The 21,826-nt window shown below is 63.5% G+C and carries 21 protein-coding genes and 1 tRNA gene; 15 read left to right on the top strand and 7 right to left on the bottom strand.

Annotated features, from left to right (window positions below; genetic code table 11):
* Positions 1–10 precede the first annotated feature (10 nt).
* The 3 genes from AC07VY_RS04215 to adk all read left to right on the top strand — a co-directional run bounded on the left by AC07VY_RS04215 (position 11) and on the right by adk (position 1,693).
* Complete coding sequence (locus tag AC07VY_RS04215; protein WP_495096630.1) at positions 11–193, top strand: Trm112 family protein; 183 nt, start codon at positions 11–13, stop codon at positions 191–193.
* A complete protein-coding gene (gene kdsB / locus AC07VY_RS04210) occupies positions 190–945 on the top strand; it encodes a 3-deoxy-manno-octulosonate cytidylyltransferase (protein ID WP_495096631.1) in 756 nt (251 codons plus the stop codon). The genes AC07VY_RS04215 and kdsB overlap by 4 nt, the downstream gene beginning before the upstream one ends.
* A 91-nt stretch (positions 946–1,036) precedes the next feature.
* A complete protein-coding gene (gene adk / locus AC07VY_RS04205; RefSeq protein ID WP_495096632.1) occupies positions 1,037–1,693 on the top strand; it encodes an adenylate kinase in 657 nt (218 codons plus the stop codon).
* A gap of 51 nt (positions 1,694–1,744) precedes the next feature.
* Here adk and AC07VY_RS04200 read toward each other — a convergent pair whose 3' ends face one another.
* Complete coding sequence (locus AC07VY_RS04200) at positions 1,745–2,767, bottom strand: asparaginase (RefSeq protein ID WP_495096633.1); 1,023 nt, start codon at positions 2,765–2,767, stop codon at positions 1,745–1,747.
* Between the two features lie 98 nt (positions 2,768–2,865).
* Between AC07VY_RS04200 and lexA the strand changes: the two genes are divergently transcribed.
* The 3 genes from lexA to AC07VY_RS04185 all read left to right on the top strand — a co-directional run bounded on the left by lexA (position 2,866) and on the right by AC07VY_RS04185 (position 5,048).
* Positions 2,866–3,531 carry a transcriptional repressor LexA gene (gene lexA, locus AC07VY_RS04195; protein WP_495096634.1) on the top strand — a complete coding sequence of 222 codons (666 nt, stop codon included), beginning with the start codon at positions 2,866–2,868 and terminating at the stop codon, positions 3,529–3,531.
* Between the two features lie 86 nt (positions 3,532–3,617).
* A complete protein-coding gene (locus AC07VY_RS04190; RefSeq protein ID WP_495096635.1) occupies positions 3,618–3,956 on the top strand; it encodes a hypothetical protein in 339 nt (112 codons plus the stop codon).
* A gap of 84 nt (positions 3,957–4,040) precedes the next feature.
* Positions 4,041–5,048 (top strand): D-2-hydroxyacid dehydrogenase family protein, encoded by a 1,008-nt coding sequence (locus AC07VY_RS04185; protein ID WP_495096636.1) that lies wholly within the window; start codon positions 4,041–4,043, stop codon positions 5,046–5,048.
* Positions 5,049–5,155: 107 nt separating this feature from the next.
* Here AC07VY_RS04185 and AC07VY_RS04180 read toward each other — a convergent pair whose 3' ends face one another.
* The gene (locus AC07VY_RS04180; protein ID WP_495096637.1) at positions 5,156–7,363 is read right to left on the bottom strand and encodes a tetratricopeptide repeat protein; all 2,208 of its coding nucleotides are present in this window, start codon (positions 7,361–7,363) and stop codon (positions 5,156–5,158) included.
* A 239-nt stretch (positions 7,364–7,602) separates the two neighbouring features.
* Here AC07VY_RS04180 and AC07VY_RS04175 point away from each other — a divergent pair, with 239 nt between their 5' ends.
* On the top strand, positions 7,603–8,322 hold the full coding sequence (locus tag AC07VY_RS04175) for a Crp/Fnr family transcriptional regulator (protein WP_495096638.1): 720 nt from the start codon (positions 7,603–7,605) through the stop codon (positions 8,320–8,322).
* 31 nt (positions 8,323–8,353) lie between these two features.
* Here the strand turns inward: AC07VY_RS04175 and AC07VY_RS04170 are convergent, their stop codons facing one another.
* The gene (locus tag AC07VY_RS04170; RefSeq protein WP_495096639.1) at positions 8,354–9,031 is read right to left on the bottom strand and encodes a hypothetical protein; all 678 of its coding nucleotides are present in this window, start codon (positions 9,029–9,031) and stop codon (positions 8,354–8,356) included.
* A 246-nt stretch (positions 9,032–9,277) separates the two neighbouring features.
* Positions 9,278–9,354: transfer RNA gene (locus tag AC07VY_RS04165), tRNA-Arg, on the bottom strand.
* A gap of 67 nt (positions 9,355–9,421) precedes the next feature.
* Between AC07VY_RS04165 and nagA the strand changes: the two genes are divergently transcribed.
* Positions 9,422–10,543, top strand: a complete 1,122-nt coding sequence (gene nagA / locus AC07VY_RS04160) for an N-acetylglucosamine-6-phosphate deacetylase (RefSeq protein WP_495096640.1) — start codon at positions 9,422–9,424, stop codon at positions 10,541–10,543.
* Between the two features lie 86 nt (positions 10,544–10,629).
* Here the strand turns inward: nagA and AC07VY_RS04155 are convergent, their stop codons facing one another.
* From AC07VY_RS04155 to AC07VY_RS04145, 3 genes are read right to left on the bottom strand one after another with little or no spacing between them, the layout of a single operon-like run.
* Entirely contained in the window at positions 10,630–12,087 is a 1,458-nt protein-coding gene (locus AC07VY_RS04155; RefSeq protein ID WP_495096641.1) for an ATP-binding protein, read from the bottom strand.
* A complete protein-coding gene (locus tag AC07VY_RS04150; RefSeq protein ID WP_495096642.1) occupies positions 12,080–12,799 on the bottom strand; it encodes a response regulator in 720 nt (239 codons plus the stop codon). Before AC07VY_RS04150 ends, AC07VY_RS04155 begins: the two co-directional genes overlap by 8 nt.
* A 10-nt stretch (positions 12,800–12,809) precedes the next feature.
* The gene (locus tag AC07VY_RS04145; protein ID WP_495096643.1) at positions 12,810–14,069 is read right to left on the bottom strand and encodes an ABC transporter substrate-binding protein; all 1,260 of its coding nucleotides are present in this window, start codon (positions 14,067–14,069) and stop codon (positions 12,810–12,812) included.
* A 272-nt stretch (positions 14,070–14,341) separates the two neighbouring features.
* On the opposite strand from AC07VY_RS04145, the gene AC07VY_RS04140 reads away from it, so the two are divergent.
* From AC07VY_RS04140 to AC07VY_RS04110, 7 genes are all read left to right on the top strand, one after another.
* Complete coding sequence (locus AC07VY_RS04140; RefSeq protein ID WP_495096644.1) at positions 14,342–15,589, top strand: ABC transporter substrate-binding protein; 1,248 nt, start codon at positions 14,342–14,344, stop codon at positions 15,587–15,589.
* 123 nt (positions 15,590–15,712) lie between these two features.
* Complete coding sequence (locus tag AC07VY_RS04135; protein ID WP_495096645.1) at positions 15,713–16,627, top strand: carbohydrate ABC transporter permease; 915 nt, start codon at positions 15,713–15,715, stop codon at positions 16,625–16,627.
* A gap of 19 nt (positions 16,628–16,646) precedes the next feature.
* Positions 16,647–17,477, top strand: coding sequence for a carbohydrate ABC transporter permease (locus tag AC07VY_RS04130; RefSeq protein WP_495096646.1), 831 nt, complete (start codon positions 16,647–16,649; stop codon positions 17,475–17,477).
* 15 nt (positions 17,478–17,492) lie between these two features.
* A complete protein-coding gene (locus AC07VY_RS04125) occupies positions 17,493–18,632 on the top strand; it encodes an ABC transporter ATP-binding protein (protein WP_495096647.1) in 1,140 nt (379 codons plus the stop codon).
* Positions 18,629–19,531, top strand: coding sequence for a glucosamine kinase nucleotide-binding domain-containing protein (locus AC07VY_RS04120; protein WP_495096648.1), 903 nt, complete (start codon positions 18,629–18,631; stop codon positions 19,529–19,531). The genes AC07VY_RS04125 and AC07VY_RS04120 overlap by 4 nt, the downstream gene beginning before the upstream one ends.
* 35 nt (positions 19,532–19,566) lie before the next feature.
* Positions 19,567–20,631: a YdcF family protein gene (locus AC07VY_RS04115; protein ID WP_495096649.1), complete on the top strand. Its 1,065-nt coding sequence runs from the start codon at positions 19,567–19,569 to the stop codon at positions 20,629–20,631.
* Between the two features lie 8 nt (positions 20,632–20,639).
* Complete coding sequence (locus AC07VY_RS04110; protein WP_495096650.1) at positions 20,640–21,674, top strand: SIS domain-containing protein; 1,035 nt, start codon at positions 20,640–20,642, stop codon at positions 21,672–21,674.
* The last annotated feature ends 152 nt before the right edge of the window (positions 21,675–21,826 follow it).

Here is a 21,826-nt window from a genome sequence, read left to right as displayed (position 1 = left end):
AGATTTCCCCATGGATAGCAAACTTCTGGAGCTGCTCGTCTGCCCCGTCACCAAGGGCCCGCTGCAATACGACCGCGAAAAGCAAGAGCTGGTCTCGCGCAGCGCCCGCCTGGCCTACCCGGTGCGCGACGGCATTCCTATCCTGCTGGAAAACGAAGCCCGCACCCTGAGCGACGAGGAGTTGGGCCTGTGAGCTTCACCGTATTGATCCCGGCCCGCATGGCCTCCACCCGCCTGCCCAACAAGCCCCTGGCGGCTCTGGGCGACGCACCCATGGTAGTGCGGGTTGCCCAGCGCGCCATGCAGTCCCAGGCCCAACGCACCGTGGTGGCCTGCGACAGCCCGGCCATCCTGGCCGCCTGCCAGGCCCATGGCGTGGAAGCCATCCTGACCCGCGACGACCACCCTTCCGGCAGCGACCGCCTGGCCGAAGCCTGCGAGCTGCTCGGCCTGGCTGACGACGCCATCGTGGTCAATGTGCAGGGCGACGAGCCGCTGATCGACCCGGCCCTGATCAACGAAGTCGGCGCCTTGTTGCAGCAACGCCCGCAGGCCAGCATGGGCACTGCCGCCCACGCCATCGCCAGCCTGGCCGACTTCTGCAATCCGAATGTGGTCAAGGTGGTGCTGGACGCCCAGCAGCACGCGCTGTACTTCAGCCGAGCTCCCATTGCCTGGTGGCGCGACGGCGCCACGGCAGAGCGCAGCTTCACAGCCCTGCCCGACCCGGCACCGCTGCGCCACATCGGCATCTACGCCTACCGGGTCGGCTTCTTGCGGTTGTTTCCGACCCTGCCGCAGGCGCCGATCGAGGTCACTGAAGCCCTGGAACAGCTGCGCGCCATGTGGCACGGCCACCGTATTGCGGTCCATGTCACGGCCCATGCGCCCGGCGCAGGCGTGGACACGCCTGACGACCTGGAACGCGTAAGCAAACTGTACTGAAGCCTCTGGTATCCTCCAGCGCAATGAAGCGTTGCGGCCAACTCGTGTGGCCAGCAACGCCACGTGGTTTTAAATACTCCGAGGAACTTCCATGAGACTAATTTTGTTGGGTGCACCCGGTGCCGGCAAAGGCACGCAAGCAACCTTTATTTGCCAAAAATACGGCATCCCACAAATCTCTACCGGTGACATGCTGCGCGCTGCCGTCAAGGCAGGTACCCCCTTGGGCCAGCAAGCCGATGCAGTCATGAAGTCCGGCGGACTGGTCAGCGACGACCTGATCATCAACCTGGTGAAAGAACGCCTGACGCAGCCCGATTGCGCCAACGGCTGCCTGTTCGACGGCTTCCCCCGCACCCTGCCCCAGGCAGACGCCATGAAGGCCGCCGGCGTCAAGCTGGACTACGTGCTGGAAATCGATGTGCCGTTCGACGCCATCATCGAACGCATGAGCGGCCGCCGCTCGCACCCCGCATCGGGCCGCACCTACCACGTCAAGTTCAACCCGCCCAAGGTCGAAGGCCTGGACGACGTCACCGGCGAACCGCTGATCCAGCGCGATGACGACAAGGAAGAAACCGTGCGCAAGCGCCTGGAGGTGTACAGCGCCCAAACGCGTCCGCTGGTGGACTACTACTCCAGCTGGGCTCGCAACGAACCCAGCCTGGCCCCCAAGTACCGCGCCATCAGCGGCACCGGCAGCGTGGACGAAATCACCGCGCGGGCTTTTGCCGCACTGGCCAGCTAAGCCCTGATACAGCTTTGTTAAAGGTCGCCAGGCATGCCTGGCGACCTTTTTTTATCCCGCGGCCAGCAGCGCCAGCATCAGCGCAATACGCGCCTTCACCGGCGACAGACCTTGCGCGTCGGCAATGGCATCGGCCGGCGTGGCCAACACCCGGCCAAACACGCAGCGCGTGGCGCGCAGTACCGCCACACCCGCCGCCATGGCCCGCAGCAGGGCCGCTTGCAGATCCACATGCAAAGTACCGTTACCGGTACCAGCCACCACGACGCCCGAAACCCCCTGGGCCACCAGAGCATCCACCACCATGCCTCCGGCACCGGCATAGTTCAAGACGATTTCCACGCGCGGCCAATCCCCAGCAGCCAACTCCGTCAACACTCTATTTTTGATAGCTACTTGCACAGATTCCGCCTGCGCTACAGGCCTATTTTTCATATGAAATTCAGGTACCGTAGGCCAAGGCCGCAACAGGCGTACCCGCCCCTCTTCCACCAGGCCAACCAGGCCCGCTTCGCCGGACGAAAACGCATCCACCTTGTAGCTGTGCACCTTCTGCACATCCAGCGCGCTGTGGATGTTGCCGGCGCACACGGCCACTACCCCCTGGGCTCCCGGCGTTGACGCCACCACGACGGCATCCAGCAGGTTCTGCGGCCCATCTGACACCAGTGCCGTGGCCGGGCGCATGGCGCAGGTCAGCACCACCGGCTTGGCGGGCTGCAGCACAGCCTGCAGAAAATACGCCGTCTCTTCCAGCGTATCGGTACCGTGGGTGATGATGATGCCAGCCACGTCGGCTTGCTCCAGCCAGTAGGCGCAGCGCCGTGCCAGCTGCTGCCACAGGACAAAGCCCATGTCCTTGCTGTCCACCTGCGCAACCTGTTCGGCCACGAACTCCACACCTGTACCCTGAAAGGCCGCCACCGGCCCCAGCAATTGCTCCACACCCACCTCGCCAGCGGTGTAGCCAATGTTGTCACCGGCGCTAGTAGCACGTCCGGCAATCGTGCCGCCGGTGCCCAACACCACGATCTTGGCAGGGCTTGAGCCCGCCGCATTTGTATTTACCGCCATGGCTTGCAAACTTTCAAAAACTGGTTAAAAATACAGCTACTGGATATTAAAACAGCCATCTAAACCGCTATCCACACCGCCACGTACCGGAGTCATCCATGGATCTGCCCACGTTTTCCGCCAAACTCACCGCCCGCCAGCAGCAGATTCTGGACCTGATCCAGTCCGCCATCGCCCGCACCGGCGCCCCCCCCACCCGGGCCGAAATCGCCAGCACCCTGGGCTTCAAGTCGGCCAACGCCGCTGAAGAACATTTGCAGGCCCTGGCCCGCAAAGGTGCTATCGAATTGGTCAGCGGCACCTCGCGCGGCATCCGGCTCAAGACCGACACCCTGCGCTCCATCAATGAATCACGCTTCCAGCACACGCTCAGCCAGTTGGCCCTGCCCCTGATTGGCCGTGTTGCTGCCGGCTCCCCGATTTTGGCGCAGGAACACATCGACCAAACCTACCATGTGGAAAGCAGCATGTTCCGCTACAAGCCCGATTACCTGCTCAAGGTGCGCGGCATGTCTATGCGCGACATCGGCATCCTGGACGGTGACCTGCTCGCCGTCCAGTCGGCCAACGACGCCAAAAACGGCCAAATCGTCGTCGCCCGCATTGGCGATGAAGTCACCGTCAAGCGCTTCCGCCGCAACCAGGAACTGATTGAGCTGCTGCCCGAAAACCCCGACTACTCCACCATCGTGGTCGCGCCGGGTGAAAACTTCGCCATCGAAGGCCTGGCCGTGGGGCTGATACGCAATACCTTGCTGAACTGATACAGCCACATAGTCTGCTGAGTTGGCCCCGTGCCGCGCGCCAACCTGTTCCGTGTCCATCGCCAAACAAGCTGAGGGAGTTTCATATGGGAATCGCATCGTTTTCGTCTATTGACCTGCTGGGTTCTTTCCAGGGCTTGGTCGGCTGGCTCATTGCAGGCAGCAGCTCCCGGCGTATGCCGCGCGCCGGGGTGACATCACGCACCAATGTCTGCGCCCCTTACACCGCCACGGGCGCCTTGCGTCCTGCCGCCTACCCACAAGCCACACCACAGCGGCCGCTGCGCGTACTCCGCGTCATGGACGCGCAGCCGTCCGGTGTGGGCCGCATGCGCATCTCGGGCCGCATGGCCGATGTTTGCGCCGAGCTGGACCGCTTGGCCGCCCTGGAAGCGGCCCCTCGGGCGAACGCCTTGCTGCAGTAAAACCTCTGCATTTGGGGCCTCACCGGCCCGGCTCAGGCAGACAGCAAATGCTGGGTGGTCTTTGCGCCAAGGCACAATGCGGGGATGAACATCGTGATCCTCGACGACTACCAAGATGCGGTGCGCAAACTCGATTGCGCCACCAAGCTGGAACCCTATGCAGCCAAGGTCTACACCAACACCGTCAAAGGCCTGGGCCAGCTCTCCGTCCGACTCAAAGACGCTGACATCATTGTGTTGATCCGCGAGCGCACGCAACTCAACCGCCAGCTGATCGAAAAGCTCCCCCGCCTGAAGATGATTGCCCAAACCGGGCGTATCGGCGCCCACGTAGATATAGCCGCCTGTACCGAACGCGGCATTGCTGTGGCCGAAGGCGTGGGCTCACCCACGGCGCCAGCCGAGTTGACCTGGGCGCTGATCATGGCTGCCACCCGCCGTCTGCCGCACTACATCAGCAACCTGAAGCATGGCGTCTGGCAGCAGTCGGGCCTGAAAACCGCCTCCATGCCACCCAATTTCGGCATGGGTACCCTGCTCAAGGGCAAGACCATGGGTATCTGGGGCTATGGCCGCATAGGCCAGATCGTCACCGGGTACGCACGCGCATTTGGCATGCGGGTTCTGGTCTGGGGTCGAGACACCTCGCGTGCACGGGCGCTGACCGATGGCGTGGAGGTAACGTCAAGTAAAGACGACCTGTTCATGCAATCAGACGTGCTGTCCTTGCACCTGCGTTTGAACGACGAAACCCGGGGCATCGTCACGCTGGAAGACCTATCCCGCATGAAGCCCACATCCCTGCTGGTAAATACCTCGCGCGCCGAACTGATCGAGCCCGACGCCCTGCTGGCCGGCCTGAACCGGGGCCACCCCGGCATGGCCGCCGTGGACGTATTTGAAAGCGAGCCGATTCTGCAAGGCCACGCACTGCTGCGGCTGGAGAACTGCATCTGCACACCACATATCGGCTATGTGGAACAAAACAGCTACGAGATGTACTTCAATGCCGCGTTTGACAATGTGCTGAATTTCATCAAGGGCACGCCGACCAATATCGTCAACCCTGGGGCTTTGCAAGTGCGCCGCTAAGTCACAGCTTGCCAATCCATCAAAAAAGGCCTGCTGCTATTTGATTTATAGCGTCAGGCCTTTTTATATGCGAGAGCATTGCAACTCTTGCCTGCGAACCGATGGACTTACTTGTTCTTCGGCGCAATCTTGGCTTCTACCTGTGGATCAAAAAGATCAAACTCCAGTAAATGGCTGTTTGGTGCAGGAGTGGGTGCCGACGAAGGCGGCGGCACCGTAGGAGCGGGTTCGTCGTCAACTTCAAAGTCCAGGCTGGGCGGTACCGACTCTCGGGGTTCCTGCGTATCGGGGGCACCCGGCCGTTGCTCCATGGCCGCAAGTTCGGAATTGGAGAAATCCAGATCCAGGTCAAGATCCAGATCCACCGGGGTTTTCTCGACCGCAGCTTCTTCCACATCGTCCGGCACATCGTCCAGGGTCGCCACAGCCGACTCCGGCATCAACAACATGGGTTGGGTAAACGTGGTTTCACGCGGCCCAGCCTCCTCAGCCATGGCCGAGGATTTCAGGCCTGACTCCAGCGGCTGGCGCCCGCTGATACGGCCGCCACGCTCCGAAGAAACACCGTCCACCGCCGCCAGAGGTGCCACGCCCCTGCGAACCACGCTCTTGGCCATGGCATACAACAACAGCAACTCGCGGTAGGCCGCGAGATCGAAAGGCTTGATGGGAGCCGCAGCGGGGTCGCGAAACAGGCAGGACTCAATGAAATCCAACACCTTGGGGCTTTCCCATAGGGTTTCGATGCTGCTCAGGACTGCAGGGTAAGCCTCCAGCGTGCGCCCCTCGTCCGCGTAGGACTCGAAAGCCGGTACATGGCCGTTGAAAATGCGGTTGAATGCATCACGCTGGTGGTTGAACTCGCTCTTACGGCCCAGGGCGTGGAATATCTTCAGCAGCTCCAAGTAGGCCAGTGGGTTGACTTCGATGTTTTCATCAACGTTCTTGCGCAGAACCTCAATCGCCTGGTCGTACTGGCCCAGCGACACGAAGAACTCGGCATGCTGCTGCACATCCAGAAAATCGTCAGGGTACTGGCCCCGCACGGGCTCGGACGTTACACGCGGGCGTAGCGTCGGCGCCTGCGCCGGGGGCACAGGCGATGCCGTCATGGCATTCAACCGCTGCAAATCGGCTACCAAGGACTCATCCACCTCGGTGTCCTGGTTTGCGCCCGGCAAAGTATTGGGCGGCGGCTGCACCGTCAAGGGGGCAGCCCGGCTGGGGGTTGCCAGATGCTCCTCCTCCTCGGCGCTGAGTTCGCCATGGTGGGCCCAATCAGTTCCGCCGCCTGCCATGGTCGACTTGCGCCCGCGGTTCCAGAAAAAGCCTGCGGCAGCCACAGCAGCCGCCAGCAGGCCGGCCAGGGTGTAAATCAGCCCGTCGTCGGAACGGCTGTTTTCCAGCCGGTCCAGGCGCAGCTTGAAGTCCGCTTCATTCTTGGCCAACAAGGCCTTGAGTGCCTTGGATTCGGCCTCCAGGCTGAGCAGCCGTTGCTTTTCCTCCGGTTTTTCCGTCGGCAAATGGTTCAGCTCACGCCATGCGGCGGCGGCTTCTGCGCGTTTCTGCGCGTTTTCTTCGGGGGTCACCACCATATCGGTGGCCGGCTTCAGCTGAACTAGGCGCTCGTCGGGGGTCTCGGCGGCCTCCAGCTTCAAATGCGGCTTGTTGTCTGGTGTTTCTGCCTTGACGACCGGTTTGGACGCAGGCGGTGTTTCTTTGGCAATGACAGGCTTGGGTGCCGCCGCTACTTTCGGGGCCGCCTTGGCCTGCGGCACGTAGGCGGGATTCGGTGTGGCACGCACCGGCGCCGAGCGTGGCGCGGGTGCCGGCGAACGGGCCTGTGCGGGTGCAGGGGCCACGGGTGCCGGCGATGGGCTTGCAGCCGTTGGGCTGGCGACCGTCGCCGCAATGATAGTGGGCACAGCCGCCGAACGCGTCTCTACCGGGAAATCTGTCAAAAAATCGTAGCGACGGGAGGTCTTTTGGCTGCACAGCGAGCGCAACACCACGCCCACGACGGGCTCGTCCACCACCACGGATGAACGCACACGTACCACGGCGTCCTGCGCTTGGGAACCGGCAACCAGAATCACACGTACCCGGTTGGGGTCCACCCGGGTCTCGGCGTGGAACACCTCGGCCTCGAAGCAATTGCTGGCGCTGTCATCCGCAGAGTCCAAACGTACGTCTATCGCCAAATCCAGTGGCTGGCCCAATACGACGGCGCCTCTTGCACGTCCCAGCGACAAGGCGGAACTACCAAAAGCGGCGACGAGAAGGGTCGAACCTAGGAGGGTGTTACGTAATTTCACTGCGATTTGATGACGTTTTTTTAATACAGATAGACCATACCATTACAGGGCGCCACTGGTAACAATTTTAAGCATTGAAATTATGGCCTTAACAACCCCCATTTAAGCCCTATGCGGCGCCCTGCGGGGCCGCAAAACCGTGCCAGCCAGATTTTTCAAACCCCAGGTAACAACCCGTAAACGCGGCAGATAGGCGGGGCGCGACAATCCATGGTTCAGCGCCAAGCCAATAAGAGACCATGGACGAACCCATACTAACCATTGAAGAACGTGCAGCGATCAATACCGGCCGCTGGTTTTCCACGCTCTCGCCCTCGTTACGACACGATATTCTTCGTTGCGCCTACGTCAAACGCTACCAGGACAATGGACTGATCGCGGCCCGTGGCGATCCGCCAGAAGAATGGATTGCCTGCGCCAAAGGCGCAGTGCGGGTCAGCTCGACCTCGATCTCGGGCAAGCAGATCACGCTAACCTATATGGAGCCAGGCACCTGGTTCGGTGACGTAGCCATCTTCGACGGCGACCGCCGCACCCATGACGCCTATGCACACGGCGACACCACCCTGCTGTGCGTGGCCAAGGCCGACTTCCAAAAAATACTCAGCCAGCACACCGAGCTGTATGAAGCGCTGCTGCGCCTGCACTCGCGGCGGATCCGCCAGCTGTTTGGCCTGGTGGAGGACCTCAACACCCTGCCCTTGCGCGCCCGGCTGGCCAAACAGCTGCTGCACCTGGTGCGCAGCTACGGCATTCCCAACCTGGCCAATGCAAACGAGGTGCGCATCAGCCTGCAACTGGCGCAAGAGGAGCTGGCGCAACTGCTGGGTGCGTCGCGCCAGCGCGTGAACCAGGAACTCAAGGCCATGGAGCGTGACGAAGTGATACGCATTGAACCCTCGGGCCTGATGGTGCGGGACCGCGCGGCGCTGCTGCGCATCATCGAGTCCGACGCCTGAGTTAACCGCAGAACCAATTCAGCGGTACTACCTACGCCCCATCCGCCACCAGCATTTGCGCCGACGCACAGGCTTGCTGGAACAGCTTGCAGACATGTTCCAGCGTAGCCAGGTCAGCGTGGCCGTACTCCATGCGCAGCTCCACCCGTCCGTGATGCAAGCGCAGGACAAAGGGCGTCATCTGCTGCACGGCCGCCGTGGGCCAGTCCATCAACAGAGGGAGCAAGGGACCCTCCAGCCACTGCTGGGCCTGGGACCGGGTTTCCGCCACGATGGCGTAGCGGTCCCAGAAATCCATGGGGGCGCTGCTCCAGCCCACCTGGTCGTACAACGCCAGCCAGCGCGCCTCCTCGGGCAGATCGGTATCCAGCATGGTCTGCACACCATGCGTCACCTGCTCGAAGGCGCGCTGTTCCAGCGCGTCTTTCAAGGGCCGGTTGATCAGCATGATGGCGATCCCGGGGTCCACAGCAAGGTCTGCAAGTACACGCAACTCCGCACCAACGATAAAGTCTCGGTCGGTTTGCATGCGCTGCAAGCGCCAGTCATAGCCATCAACTTTGCCAACCAGGGCAAAATCGTCGGCGATCTCCGAGCGTTCAAAAACAAAGCCCTGCGCAGCAGCCCAGGCCTCGATCTGGTCCAACTCGTCGCCGCCCTGTACGGCTTCCTGCGCCAGGGCGATCCATTTTTTTATGCGGCCAAACATGCGCTTGCGCCTTCGCCTAAAGTTGAACGCCCCATTGCTTCGCGCAGCGAAGCAATGTACGGATGCGAGCCAGTGGGTGCACATCGCCAAAGGGCGAGGAAGAGCGCGACATCTTGTTCGACAAGATCCAATATCCCCAACAATGCACGAAGAAAGCTATGATTTATATAGCTACCAGCGCAAATATTACCTGCACCACAGGTAGTTTTTATCAGAATCTGGAAAATATGGGGATGCGGTGCGTAGTGGTCTACCCGACAGGGATCGAACCTGTGACCCTCAGCTTAGAAGGCTGATGCTCTATCCAACTGAGCTACGGGTAGGAGCTTAAGATTCTAACCTTACGCCTTTGCGACACTCCACCGGCCAGCCCCGTTTGAAAAGACTTCTATGCAATCCATCCACGGACACATCCTGACCCCTGAAGGTTTCGTCAGCGGCCACATCCACTTCGGCGCAGACGGCCGCATTGCCCAGCTGACAGGTACGCCGGTGGACGCGGCACAGGTACGCGATGCCAGCCTGCCGCTGGTGCTACCCGGCTTTATCGACCTGCATGTGCACGGCGGCGCCGGCCACGACATCATGGAAGGCGGCGACGCGGCGCTGCACGTGGCCACGCTGCACGCACGCCACGGCACGACCAGCCTGCTGGCCACCACCATGACCGCCCCCCAGAGCGATCTAGACATGGCCTTTGCCGCCATGGGCCGGCTGTGCGCACAGCGCGCGCCCAACGCCGCGCGCGTGCTGGGCGTGCATCTGGAGGGCCCGTACATCAGCGAGGCGCGCCTGGGCGCACAGCCCCCGTTTGCCCGCCCCGCCAGCTTTGAAGAAATACACCGCCTGCACGCCATGGCGCCCATCCGCCTCATCACGCTGGCGCCCGAAGTGGGCGGCAACGACGCACTCATCGCGCAGCTGGTGGCCGAAGGCTTCAAGGTGCAGCTGGGCCACACCACGGGCAGCTACGAGCAAGGCGTGGCTGCGCTGCGCTGCGGCGCCACGGGCTTCACACACTTGTTCAACGCCATGTCGGCCCTGCACCACCGCGAGCCCGGCATGGTGGGCGCAGCGCTGGCCCATGCCGAGTTTGCCGAGGTAATTCCCGACCTGCTGCACGTACACCCTGGCGCCATCCACACCGCGCTGCGCGCCATTCCCAAGCTCTACTGTGTGACCGACTCCACGTCGGCCGCCGGCATGCCCGACGGCGACTACAAGCTGGGCCGCCACACGGTGACCAAATGCATGGGCGGTGTGCGCCTGCCCGACGGCACGCTGGCCGGCTCTGTACTCAGCATGGATCAGGCCCTGCGCAACCTGGTGGACAAGCTGGGGCTGGGCCTGGCGGATGCCTCGCACCGCGTCTCCACCTATGCAGCCGACCACATGGGCTGGACCGACCGGGGCCGCTTGCAGCCTGGCGCCTGGGCCGACGTGGTGGTGCTGGACCAGGACTTGGCGCTGCAGGCGGTGTACGTCGAAGGTGGGTTGATCAGCCTGGGCTGACATCGCTACGGTTTTTATAGCTACTTGCGCAGGCACTATCTGCGCTAGAGCCCGATTTCCTATAAATCCACGCTACGGTCGTTCCGCTACTCCGTCTGCACGGCGGGCAGCAGCACGGTCACCACCAGCCCGCATTCCGCATGGTTGTGCAGGCGGATTTCGCCGCCATGCGCCTGGATGATGTTGCGCGCAATGCCCAGACCCAGGCCAGTGCCAGTACGGTTGTTCTGCTGGCCGTGGCCTAGCCGCACATGCGGCTCGAACGCAGCGGACATGGAAGCCTGCGCAATGCCCGGGCCAAAATCACGCACCTCCACCACCGCCAACGCGCCCCGGTCGCTCAGCCGCAGCTGCACCCGTTCGCCATACAGCACGGCGTTGTCCAGCAAGTTGCTGAAGGCGCGCTCCAGCGCCAGTGGCTTGCCCAGTACGCTGACCGCGTCGGCCACGAACTCGATGCTGGCGTTCGGGTGGATCGGCCGCTTGGCCAGGCGCGCCAGCAAAGTGTCCAGGCGCACCGGGGTCAGGTTCTCATGGATGTCGGTGTCTTTCACGCTTTGCAGGGCGGCCTTGACCATCACATCCAGGTCGTCCAGGTCTTCATGGAAGTCAGCCTGCAGGGCCTCGTCGTCCAGCAGCTCGGTACGCAGCTTGAGCCGCATGATGGGCGTCTTCAGCCCGTGCGAGATGCCCAGGAACAGGCGCTCGCGGTCCACCAGGTAGCGCTGGATGCGGGCCTGCATTTCGTTGAAGGCGCGGGCGGTGCGGCGCAACTCGGCGGTGCCGGTTTCGGGCACGGGCTCGGGCACGCTGTCGCTGCCAAAGGCATTGGCGGCGGAGGCGATGCGGTTCAAAGGGCGGATCAGGCCGCGCACCAGCAAAACGGCCAGAAGCAGCACCGTCAGCAGGGTCACCAGCTGCAGCGCTACCCGGTCGGCGGTGAGCGGATTGGCGTTGTCGAGAAAGTACGGGTCGGGCATGGGCGCCGCCAGGTACAGCCAGCGCCCCGGTTCGAACTCGGCCTGTATCACCAGCACCGGCGCCGGGCGCGGGCGTATCAGTAGAGTGGCCTCGACCCAGGACTCGGGCAGGTCGCGCACCATGCGGCCGTCGTCAGACACCTGCAGGCCATCCGGCCAGGCGAAGGCCACATCAGGCGCCTGGGCGGTGTGCAGGTTGCGCACCAGGTCGTCGCGCACCACATCCACCACCGCATCCACCAGGCCGTTGCCGGCGATCGGCGTCAGGGGCACGCGGGCCCGGTTCACGTTGACGAAGAAGCGCGTGCCGCCCATGGTGCGCAGCTGCTCGATCAGAATCGGCCGGTACTTGGGCGGCAGGTCGCGGAAGAAGCGCAAGGCACCCGCCGCGTTCAGCGCCAGGTGGCGCCCAGCCACCAGCGCCTCAGTGCGTGCGCTCTCGCGGAGCTGGCGCGCCCACAGCAGCGTGCCTACCAGCTGCGCGCTGCCCACGCCCAGCGCCATCACCAAGACGATGCGGCCCAGCAGGCTGTCGGGCAGCCACCAGTGCAGGCGTTTAGCCATCGCTGGCGGGCACCACGTCGGCGGAGAACACATAGCCGCTGCCACGCACCGTCTTGATCAGCAGGGGCTGCTTGCCATCGTCGTGCAGGCGCTGACGCAGGCGGCTGATCTGCACGTCCAGTGATCGGTCCAGCGGGCCCAGGTCGCGGCCCCGGGTTTGCTCCATCAGCCGGCCGCGGTCCAGGGTTTCGCCCGCATGCTCGGCAAAAAAGCGCAGCAGGTTGAAGTCCATGCTGGTCAACACCACCAGGGCGCCGGTTGGGTCGGTCAGTTGGCGCTCCAGCAGGTCCATGGTGAAGCCGGCGAAGCGGAGGTAACGCAGCACCGCCCCGCCCCCGCCCAGCTGCATGCGCCGGTGGATAGCCTTGATGCGCGCCAGCAGTTCACGCGGGTTGTAGGGCTTGGCGATGTAGTCGTCGGCACCCAGCTCCAGGCCGACGATGCGGTCGGTATCGTCGGCGCTGGCAGTCAGCATGATGATGGGTACGGGCGACTGCTTGCGCACGGTCTGGCACAGGGTGAAGCCGTCGGTGTCGGGCAGCATCACGTCCAGTATCACCAGGCTCAGCTCGTCCTTGAAGCGTTCGAACTCGGCGAGAAAGCTGGCGCCGTCGTGCGCCACGCGTACCTCGTACTGGTGCTTTTCGAGGTAGGTCTTGAGCAGGTTGCGGGTTTTTTGGTCGTCGTCCACGACCAGGATGGTTCTGTTCATACGCTAGGTTTCAACGTTCGGCGGTAGGGGCGCGGATCACGGCGGCCAGTCGGCGCTGGGCCTCGGCGGGCTCCATGCGCGGGTCGGCCAGGAAACGCCACAGGGTTTGGGCGACCGCGTCCTTGATGGATTCGTCGGCCGCCATGCGGTGCGCCAGGCTGGGCACGCGCGCACTGCGCGGGTCGGCGAAAGTGTCCCAGGAGTCGCGCGCACAGCTGTCCAGGCTGCTGATGTCGATGTCGCGGTGCGTGGGCACCGAGCCTTTGATGCGGTTGTAGGCCAGCTGCGCCGGCACGCTGGAGACCAGCTCGGCCACCCTCTCCTGCGTAGCCTCGCGGTGCCGTGCGTTCACCAGCATGGCCAGGGTGTCTATGCTGTAGAGGTGCATGTTCTCGGTGCCGGGCACGACCACACAGCCAAAGTCTTTGCTCGGGCTGGCACCCCAGGCCATCAGCTCGCCCTTGGCCCAGTCGCCCATGATCATCATGCCCACATTACCCAGCAGCAACTCACGGGCGGCGTCGGTCCAGGTTTGTTCACGCGGGGTGTCGCCATTCACAGTGCGCAGCCAGCGCAGGCGGTTCAGCGCACGCTCCACGCGCGGGTCCAGCCAGGCGCTGCTTTTGCGCTGCACGATCAGGTCGCGGTACAGGGCTGGGCCAACCTCGCCCAGCAGCACGGACTCGAACACGGTGGCGATCTGCCAGGGCTCGTCGCTCCAGGCCAGCGGCTTGGTGCCGGCGGCCAGCAGCTTGCGCGACAGCAGTTCAAACTCGGCCCAGTTGCGCGGCGGCGTCAGGCCCAGACGGGCGAAAATACGGCGGTTGTACAGCAGGGTGTTGATGCGGTGTATGCCCAGCGGCGCGGCGATCACATCGCCCTGGTAGCTCACCAGTTCCATCACCGTGGGGAACAGACTTTGCGCCCAGCGCTGGCGCGCAGCCACGCTGTTCAGCGGCAGGACCAGACCCACGTCGGCCCAATCGGTCAGCGTAGTGCCTATCAGTTGTGCCACGTCCGGCGGGTCGCCCAGCAGCACCCGGCTCTTCAACACCTTGACCGCCGCCATGCCGCCGCCACCGGGAATGGCGGCATCGCGCCACTGCACGCCGTTGGCCGCCAGGTACTGGCTGAGTTGATTGGCAGCCCGGCGCTCACTGGTCGATGTCCACCAGTGCAGTACGTCCACCGGCTGGGCCTGCGCCTGTACTGCCGGCAGCACGCCCAGCCAACCGGCCAGACCCAAGACGAACAAGGCGAATACTTTCATTTCCTGTCGAAATGTAATGTTATGTGAGCCCGGCGCCCGGCAAGCCGTCCCAGCCACCCGGGTACGGCGTGCCGCAACGTAATAAAGCGTAATACTGCAAAGCAGGAGGCGAAATAAACATAAACAAAATCAACAACTTAAACAGTAAGTTACGCGCAGGTCGGTGGTTTGATGTTACGCACATCACAGCATAACCTCCGGGCCACTGTGCACCCAGACATCCCGTCCGTAGTGGCAGTCAGGTTCAACCAACGACCAGGAGAACACACCCCATGCGCTACCAACTCCGCCTTGCCGCCACCGCCGTGGCTCTTGTTTGCAGCGGCCTTGCCAGTGCCGGCAGCCTCACCATCGAGAGCTGGCGTGTCGACGACAAAGCCCTGTGGGAAGAAGTTTTGTTGCCCGCCTTCAACAAGACAAACCCCAGCATCACCATCAAGTTCTCGCCCACCTCGCCCCCCGAATACGACTCGGCGCTGAACACCCGGCTGACCGCAGGCACCGCCGGCGACCTGATCACCTGCCGCCCGTTCGACGTGTCGCTGGACCTGGCCAAGAAAGGCTTTCTGGAAAAGCTCAACGGCATCCCGGGCCTGAAGAACTTCCCCGAATCCGCCCAGGTGGCCTGGCAGTCGGACGATGGCAAGAGCACCCACTGCATGCCCATGGCGTCGGTGATCCACGGCTTTTTCTACAACAAAAAGGTGTTTGCCGACCTGGGCCTGAGCGTGCCGGTGACCGAAGCCGACTTCTTCGCCGCGCTGGACAAGATCAAGGCTGCCGGCAAGGTCACACCGCTGGCCCTGGGCACCGCCGACCAGTGGGAAACCAACCAGATCGTCTTCACCGGCATTGGCCCGAACCACTGGAAGGGTGAAGAAGGCCGCAAGGGCATCATCAGCGGCAAGAAGAAGTTCACCGACCCCGAGTTCGTCAGCACCTGGGAAACCATGGCCAAGTGGGCGCCCTATATGTCCAAGGGCTACCAGGCGCAGACCTATGGCGACTCGCAAAACCTGTTCGGTTCCGGCCGCGCCGCCATCTACCCCACCGGCTCGTGGGACATCTCGTACTTTGAGCAAAACAGCAAGGTTGATTTCGGCGCCTTCAAACCACCGGTGCAAAAGGCCGGTGACCCTTGCTACATCTCGGACCACACCGACATCGGCATGGGCATCAACAGCAAGAGCAAAAACAAGGCCGACGCCCAGGTATTCCTGAACTGGCTGGCCAGCAAGGAATTTGCCGACCTGTACACCAACAAGGCCACGGGCTTCTTCTCGCTGTCCAGCCACGCCATCGAGGTGAAGAACCCGGTCGCCAAGGAAATGATCGGCTGGCGCAACCAGTGCAAGAGCACCATCCGCCTGAACGCACAAATCATGAACCGCGGCACGCCGAGCATGGAAAACGAGCTGTGGAACGTGAGCTCGCAGGTCATGAACCTGAAGATGGCACCCAAGGATGCGGCCCAGCAGATCCAAGCCGGATTCGCCAAGTGGTACACGCCAAGCAAGTAAAGCACCCAATCCCCCGTTCGCGTTGAGCCTGTCGAAACGCCCCTCCGAGAGGGCTTCGACAAGCTCAGCCCGAACGGGGCTTTATGACCCTTCCGCTTCTTTCTCCGACCAACAAGGTCTCCCATGAAACAAGGATTCTCCTGGCGAGTGCTGGTGTTCATCGCACCCGCCCTGCTGATCTACGCCGTGTTCAGCGCCTGGCCGCTGCTGGACACGCTGCGGCTGGGCCTATACAGCACCAATGACACCGGTGTGCGCAGCTTCTCCGGCCTGGCCAACTACAGCACCATCTTGCAAGACCCGCAGTGGTCGGCCAGCTTCTGGAACGCCATGCGCAACAACCTGAAGTTCTTCGGCATCCACATGCTGCTGCAGAACCCGATCGGCCTGCTGCTGGCGGCCCTGCTGTCGCTGCGCAATGTGCGCTTTGCGGCCTTCTACCGCACGGTGTTCTTTCTGCCGACGCTGTTGTCAGTGGTGATCGTGGGCTTTGTCTGGCAGCTGATTTTGTCGCCGCTGTGGGGCGTATCCGAGCACCTGCTGTCGCTGGTTGGGCTGCAGGACTGGTTCGCGCCCTGGCTGGGGCTGGAATCGTCTGCTCTGGTCACGCTGTCGCTGATGTCAGTGTGGCAGTACGTGGGCATTCCCATGATGCTGATCTACGCCGCGATGATCGCCATCCCCGAGGACGTGATCGAGGCCGCCGTGGTGGAAGGTGCCTCGCCCTGGCGCATCTTCTGGCAGATTCGTCTGCCGCTGATTTTGCCGACGCTGGGCCTGGTGACCATCCTGACCTTTGTGGCCAACTTCAATGCGTTTGACCTGATCTACACCGTCAAAGGCGGGCTGGCCGGGCCCAACTACAGCAGCGACATCCTGGGTACGCTGTTCTACCGCACCTTCTTCGGCTACCAGTCGCAGGTCGCCAGCGCCACCATGGGCGCGGCCGTGGCCACGCTGATGTTCCTGGTGATTCTGCTGGGCGTGGCGGCTTACTTTCTGCTGGTGCAGCGCCGCCTGCAGCGCTTCGCCCTGTGAGGACATGATGGCTAAACCTATGATGAAAGTTGCCCCCAGCCGCGTGTTCGTGCACGCCGCCCTGCTGGGCTATCTGGTGCTGGCCTTGGCACCCATCCTGCTGGTGTTCATGAACTCCTTCAAGGAGCGTGGTGCGATATTTGACGACCCGCTGGCCTGGCCCACGCCCGAGACCTTTTCACTGATCGGCTACCACAAGGTGCTGGCCCGCTCCGACGTGTGGCTGTACTTTGGCAACAGCTTCATCGTCACCGTGGCCTCGCTGTTTTTCATCCTGCTGCTGGGCTCCATGGCGGCCTGGGGTCTGACCGAATACCGCTTCAAAGGCAGCCGCTGGCTGCGCCTGTTCTTTGCCTTCGGCATCATGGTGCCGATACGCCTGGGCACGGTGTCCATCTTGCAAACCATGGTCAGCCTGGGCCTGGTGAACACCCTCACCGCCCTGGTGCTGGTGTACATCGCCCAAGGCCTGCCACTGGCCATCATGATCCTGTCGGAATTCATGGGCCAGGTGCCGGGCGAGCTGAAGGACGCGGCGCGCTGCGACGGCATAGATGAATTCCGCATCTTCTTCCAGGTGGTGGTTCCGCTGATACGCCCGGCGATTGCCACGGTGGCCGTATTCACCATGGTGCCGATCTGGAACGACCTGTGGTTCCCGCTGATCCTCGCGCCCTCGGAAAAGACCCAGACCATCACCCTGGGCATCCAGCAGTTCGTCGGCCAGTACGCCACCGACTGGAACGCCGTGCTGGCCGCGCTGGCCCTGGCCATCGTACCGGTAGTCGTGCTCTACGCCCTGTTTTCCCGTCAACTGATACGCGGCATCACCGCCGGCGCAGTCAAGTAACCCGTTAAAAAAACCATGGCAAAAGTTTCCATCCAAAACGTCTCCAAGTCCTTTGGCAGCACGCCCGTTTTACAAGACATCAGCCTGGACATAGAACATGGCGAGTTGGTGGTGCTGGTCGGCCCCAGCGGCTGCGGCAAGTCCACCCTGCTGCGCGTGCTGTGCGGCCTGGAAGCCATCGACAGCGGCACGCTGCGCATAGGCGACGACGACGTCACCCACCTGCCCCCGGCCGAGCGCGGCATCGCCATGGTGTTCCAAAGCTATGCGCTGTACCCGCACATGACCGTGTACCGCAACATGGCTTTCGGCCTGAAGATCCATGGCGCCGACAAGGCCGAGATAGAGCGCCGGGTGGTAGAGGCTGCCAAGGTGCTGCACATAGACCACCTGCTGCAGCGCCTGCCGCGTGAACTGTCTGGCGGCCAGCGCCAGCGCGTGGCGATTGGCCGCGCCATCGTGCGCGAGCCCCGGCTGTTCCTGTTCGACGAACCCCTCTCCAATCTGGACGCCGCCCTGCGCGCCAAGACCCGCATCGAGCTGGCCCGCCTGCACCGCGACCTGGCCGCCACCATGGTCTATGTGACGCACGACCAGATCGAAGCCATGACCCTGGGCGACAAGATCGTGGTGCTGCACGAAGGCCGGGTGCAGCAAGCCGGCACGCCGCTGTCGCTATACCAGCAGCCGGCGAACCGCTTTGTGGCCACCTTCATAGGCTCACCCACCATCAACCTGCTGCCAGCGCGCGTCATCGAGCTGGCGGAGAACGGCGTGCGCGTGCAACTGGGCAATGGCTGCAAATTCCTGGCCACGGTGGACAACACCGGGCTGCAAGTGGGCGAATCGGTAGAGATCGGCCTGCGGCCCGAACACTGCGAAATCCTCTCCGGCGAGCGCGCGCCGGGGGTGGACGATGCCGCGCTGGACGCCGAGATCAGCCTGGTAGAACACCTGGGCGAATCCAATCTGCTGTACCTGAAGACCGACGACGGCCAGGAACTGGTGGTGCGCGGCGACGGCAATGCCCTGGTGCGCCTGGGCGACTCGGTCATCGTGCGTGCCGCGCCCGAAGCCACGTACCTGTTCCGCGCCGATGGCAGCGCCTGCCCGCGCCTGCGCCCCGGCAATATGCGATCGGCCCACACGGTATGACGCAGCCAACCAACTTACCCGCACACATCCACTACCTGGTGGGTGTGGATGGCGGCGGCAGCAGCACCCGCGCCCGCCTGACCCTGCGCGACGGCACGCTGCTGGGCGAAGGCAAGGCCGGCGCGTCCGGCCTGATGCAAGGCATACCCCAGGCCTGGCAAAACATCACGCTGGCCATTGAACGTGCGACGCAGGCCAGCACGCTGGACAACCGGCCCGCGCCCGACCTGCACAACTGTGCGCTGGGCATAGGCATTGCGGGCTACAACCACACCGGCTGGCGCTCTGCCTTTCTGGCGGCCAACCCAGGCTACGCCCACCTGGTAGCGGATTCCGATGTATTTACCGCCCTGCTGGGGGCGTACCAAGGCCAGCCCGGCGCCTTGGTCATAGCCGGCACCGGCACGGTAGCCCAGGCCCAGCATGCGGACGGCCGGCGCTCTGGCGCCGGTGGCTGGGGCTTCCCGTCGGGTGACGAAGGCGGCGGCGCCGTGCTGGGCCTGCGCGCGGTAAACCGGACGCAACAGGCGCTGGACGGCCGCTGCCCGCCCAGCCCGCTCACCCACGCCGTACTACAAGCCGCAGGCCCGTCTGCCGATGCCTTGCTGACCTGGTGCTGCGCCGCCGGCCAAGCCGAATTTGCCACGCTCGCCCCGCTGGTGTTCGACTGCGCGGCGCAAGACCCGTTCGCCGCCCAATTGCTGGACGAAGCCGTCCACACGCTGGAGCGCCTGGCGCTGTCAGTAGACCCGATGGGCCAGCTACCCCTGGCCATCTGGGGCAGCATAGGCCAGCGTTTGGCGCCGCGCCTGCCCGCCTACCTGCACGCACGGCTGGTGCAACCCCAGGCCGATGCATTGCAAGGCGCCCTGCAACTACTTGTCATGCACTTTGCCTAGAGTGCCCAGCTTTGACACTCTTTTCGCAACACACCATGAAACCACGCTTACACACCACCCTGTGCATCGGCCTGCTGGCCGCTATGCTGACACCTACCTGGGCCGACACGGTCGATGCCCTGGCACAGGAGCGCGCCGCCAAGATCATCCAGACCGGCATCTACTACTACTGGAATGGTGGCGACCTGAAGCAGGCCGAGAAGGATTACTTCAAGGGCATCACCCTCAAGGGCAAGTACGACATCGTGGAAAACAGCTTCCGCGAGGCCGCCAAGCTGCAGCCCGAGCGGCTGGACCTGCTGTTCGGCGTGGCATCGGCCCAGGTGCTGCAAAAAAATACCGCAGGTGCACTACAAACCTGGGCCGACATCTGGGCCAAGGACAAGCAGGGCTTTGAAGCCCCCATGCTGCAAGCCGCCTATCTGCGCGCCCTGGGCCAGACCGAGGCATCCGACGCCATTCTGGCCACGCTGACGCAAACCCAGCCGGAGCGTACCCGCGCCTACCAGGACAAATTTTCCCGCGCCACCCGCGTGATGACCCTGCCCATCCGCACCACGGCCAGCCCCGGCATGCCGCAGGACAAACACGCCATCGTGGTACTGGGCTATGCGTTGGGTAAAGGCGGCGTCATGCAACCCACCCTGCTCAAACGCCTGGACAAAGCCCTGGAGCTGGCCCTGCTGTATCCCAAGGCGCCGTTGGTGCTGTCCGGCGGTGTGCAGCAAGGCGGCATCACCGAGTCCTATGCCATGGCCGAATGGCTGGCCGCCAAGGGCATAGACCGTTCACGCCTGGTACTGGAAGACATGGCCAAGGACACGGTGGGCAATGCCGTCAACTGCGCCGCCATCCTCAGAGACCTGGGCGTCAGCCACGCCACCCTGGTGTCCAGCGCCAGCCACATCCGCCGCGGCCTGACCCTGTTGGACGAAGCCAGCCGCAACCAAGGGCTGGACCTGCAATGGGACAGCCTGGTCGAGCTGGACTACCCCAGCGTGGAAGAAGCCCAGAAGGTCACTGAACAAGAGCGCGTGGTGATCTACCGCGACCTGATGCGCACCAGCGGCATCTGGGCCTTCCCCGGCATACAACAGTAAACCCAACTATGAACAGCTCCACACCTACCCATATGTACGCCGAGGCGGTCGCATCCGCCCAGCAAGTCCAGCTGCAACTGGCTGCCGACGCCGACCGCTACGCCGCCCTGGGCGCCGCCCTGCGCGCCCGCCCACCGCACGGCACCGTGACCATTGCGCGCGGCAGCTCGGACCATGCAGCCGCCTACATGGCCTACCTGATCATGGCGCGCAACGGCCAGTTGGTTACCTCCCTGCCCATGTCGCTACTGACCCTGTACCAGGCACCGCTGGCCATAGAACACATGCTGGCCATTTCCATATCGCAATCTGGCCGCAGCCCGGACCTGGTGGAGCCCATGCAGCTGTTCCAACGCGCGGGTGCCAGCACCGTAGCCCTGGTGAACGACGTGGCCTCACCGCTGGCCGCCGCCGTGGACTGGGCCATGCCCTTGCACGCCGGCCCCGAGCTGAGCGTGGCCGCCACCAAGAGCTTCATCTGCGCCCTGGTCGCCGGCGCCCGCCTGGCCGCCTGCTGGAGCGAACAAAACGACTTCATCGCCCACATGGCCGGCCTGCCCGAGGCGCTGCACCAGGCCTGCCAACAAGACTGGTCCGCCGCCATCGCCCCGCTGCTGAACGCCGAGCGGCTGATGGTCATAGGCCGCGGCCCCGGCCTGGCCATCGCCAATGAAGCCGCACTGAAGTTCAAGGAAACCTGCGGCATCCAGGCCGAAGCCTTCAGCGCCGCCGAGGTCAAGCACGGCCCCATGGCCCTGGTCAGCGACGCCTACCCCATGCTGGTGTTCGCCCCGCGCGGCCCGGCCCAAGCCAGCCTAGTAGCCCTGGCCGCCGAAATGCGTGAGCGCGGTGCCCGCGTACTACTGGCCGCCCCTGCCGACGTGGCCAGCCGCGACCTGACCCTGGCCACCACCCCGCACGAAGACCTGGACCCGATCACCGCCATCCAGAGCTTCTACCTGCTGGTCGAAGCCGTAGCCCGCGCCCGCGGCCAGGACCCGGACCGGCCACGGCATTTGTCCAAGGTGACCAGCACGCGCTAAGAGTTGGGCTTGGGTTTATCAGCAGTTGGTATCAATTTGATAGCTGCTACCGCAGAATATACCTTCGCCGGTGGTTATTTTTAGGCCATGTCTGAATTAGCTGTTGAAAGTTTAGCGTGCGTCGCCTAGAGTGAATCTGCCCCCGGCCAGAC

Source organism: Rhodoferax sp. GW821-FHT02C08, assembly GCF_059421805.1.
Note: the sequence above shows the minus strand (reverse complement) of the source record. Positions and strands in the feature narration are given on the sequence as shown.

Excerpts from the sequence above, each read along its gene's own strand:
- AC07VY_RS04215 (WP_495096630.1), top strand. The coding sequence starts at position 11 with ATGGATAGCAAACTTCTGGAGCTGCTCGTCTGCCCCGTCACCAAGGGC.
- adk (WP_495096632.1), top strand. The coding sequence starts at position 1,037 with ATGAGACTAATTTTGTTGGGTGCACCCGGTGCCGGCAAAGGCACGCAA.
- AC07VY_RS04200 (WP_495096633.1), bottom strand. The coding sequence starts at position 2,767 with ATGGCGGTAAATACAAATGCGGCGGGCTCAAGCCCTGCCAAGATCGTG.
- lexA (WP_495096634.1), top strand. The coding sequence starts at position 2,866 with ATGGATCTGCCCACGTTTTCCGCCAAACTCACCGCCCGCCAGCAGCAG.
- AC07VY_RS04190 (WP_495096635.1), top strand. The coding sequence starts at position 3,618 with ATGGGAATCGCATCGTTTTCGTCTATTGACCTGCTGGGTTCTTTCCAG.
- AC07VY_RS04185 (WP_495096636.1), top strand. The coding sequence starts at position 4,041 with ATGAACATCGTGATCCTCGACGACTACCAAGATGCGGTGCGCAAACTC.
- AC07VY_RS04175 (WP_495096638.1), top strand. The coding sequence starts at position 7,603 with ATGGACGAACCCATACTAACCATTGAAGAACGTGCAGCGATCAATACC.
- AC07VY_RS04170 (WP_495096639.1), bottom strand. The coding sequence starts at position 9,031 with ATGTTTGGCCGCATAAAAAAATGGATCGCCCTGGCGCAGGAAGCCGTA.
- nagA (WP_495096640.1), top strand. The coding sequence starts at position 9,422 with ATGCAATCCATCCACGGACACATCCTGACCCCTGAAGGTTTCGTCAGC.
- AC07VY_RS04155 (WP_495096641.1), bottom strand. The coding sequence starts at position 12,087 with ATGGCTAAACGCCTGCACTGGTGGCTGCCCGACAGCCTGCTGGGCCGC.
- AC07VY_RS04150 (WP_495096642.1), bottom strand. The coding sequence starts at position 12,799 with ATGAACAGAACCATCCTGGTCGTGGACGACGACCAAAAAACCCGCAAC.
- AC07VY_RS04145 (WP_495096643.1), bottom strand. The coding sequence starts at position 14,069 with ATGAAAGTATTCGCCTTGTTCGTCTTGGGTCTGGCCGGTTGGCTGGGC.
- AC07VY_RS04140 (WP_495096644.1), top strand. The coding sequence starts at position 14,342 with ATGCGCTACCAACTCCGCCTTGCCGCCACCGCCGTGGCTCTTGTTTGC.
- AC07VY_RS04135 (WP_495096645.1), top strand. The coding sequence starts at position 15,713 with ATGAAACAAGGATTCTCCTGGCGAGTGCTGGTGTTCATCGCACCCGCC.
- AC07VY_RS04130 (WP_495096646.1), top strand. The coding sequence starts at position 16,647 with ATGATGAAAGTTGCCCCCAGCCGCGTGTTCGTGCACGCCGCCCTGCTG.
- AC07VY_RS04125 (WP_495096647.1), top strand. The coding sequence starts at position 17,493 with ATGGCAAAAGTTTCCATCCAAAACGTCTCCAAGTCCTTTGGCAGCACG.
- AC07VY_RS04120 (WP_495096648.1), top strand. The coding sequence starts at position 18,629 with ATGACGCAGCCAACCAACTTACCCGCACACATCCACTACCTGGTGGGT.
- AC07VY_RS04115 (WP_495096649.1), top strand. The coding sequence starts at position 19,567 with ATGAAACCACGCTTACACACCACCCTGTGCATCGGCCTGCTGGCCGCT.
- AC07VY_RS04110 (WP_495096650.1), top strand. The coding sequence starts at position 20,640 with ATGAACAGCTCCACACCTACCCATATGTACGCCGAGGCGGTCGCATCC.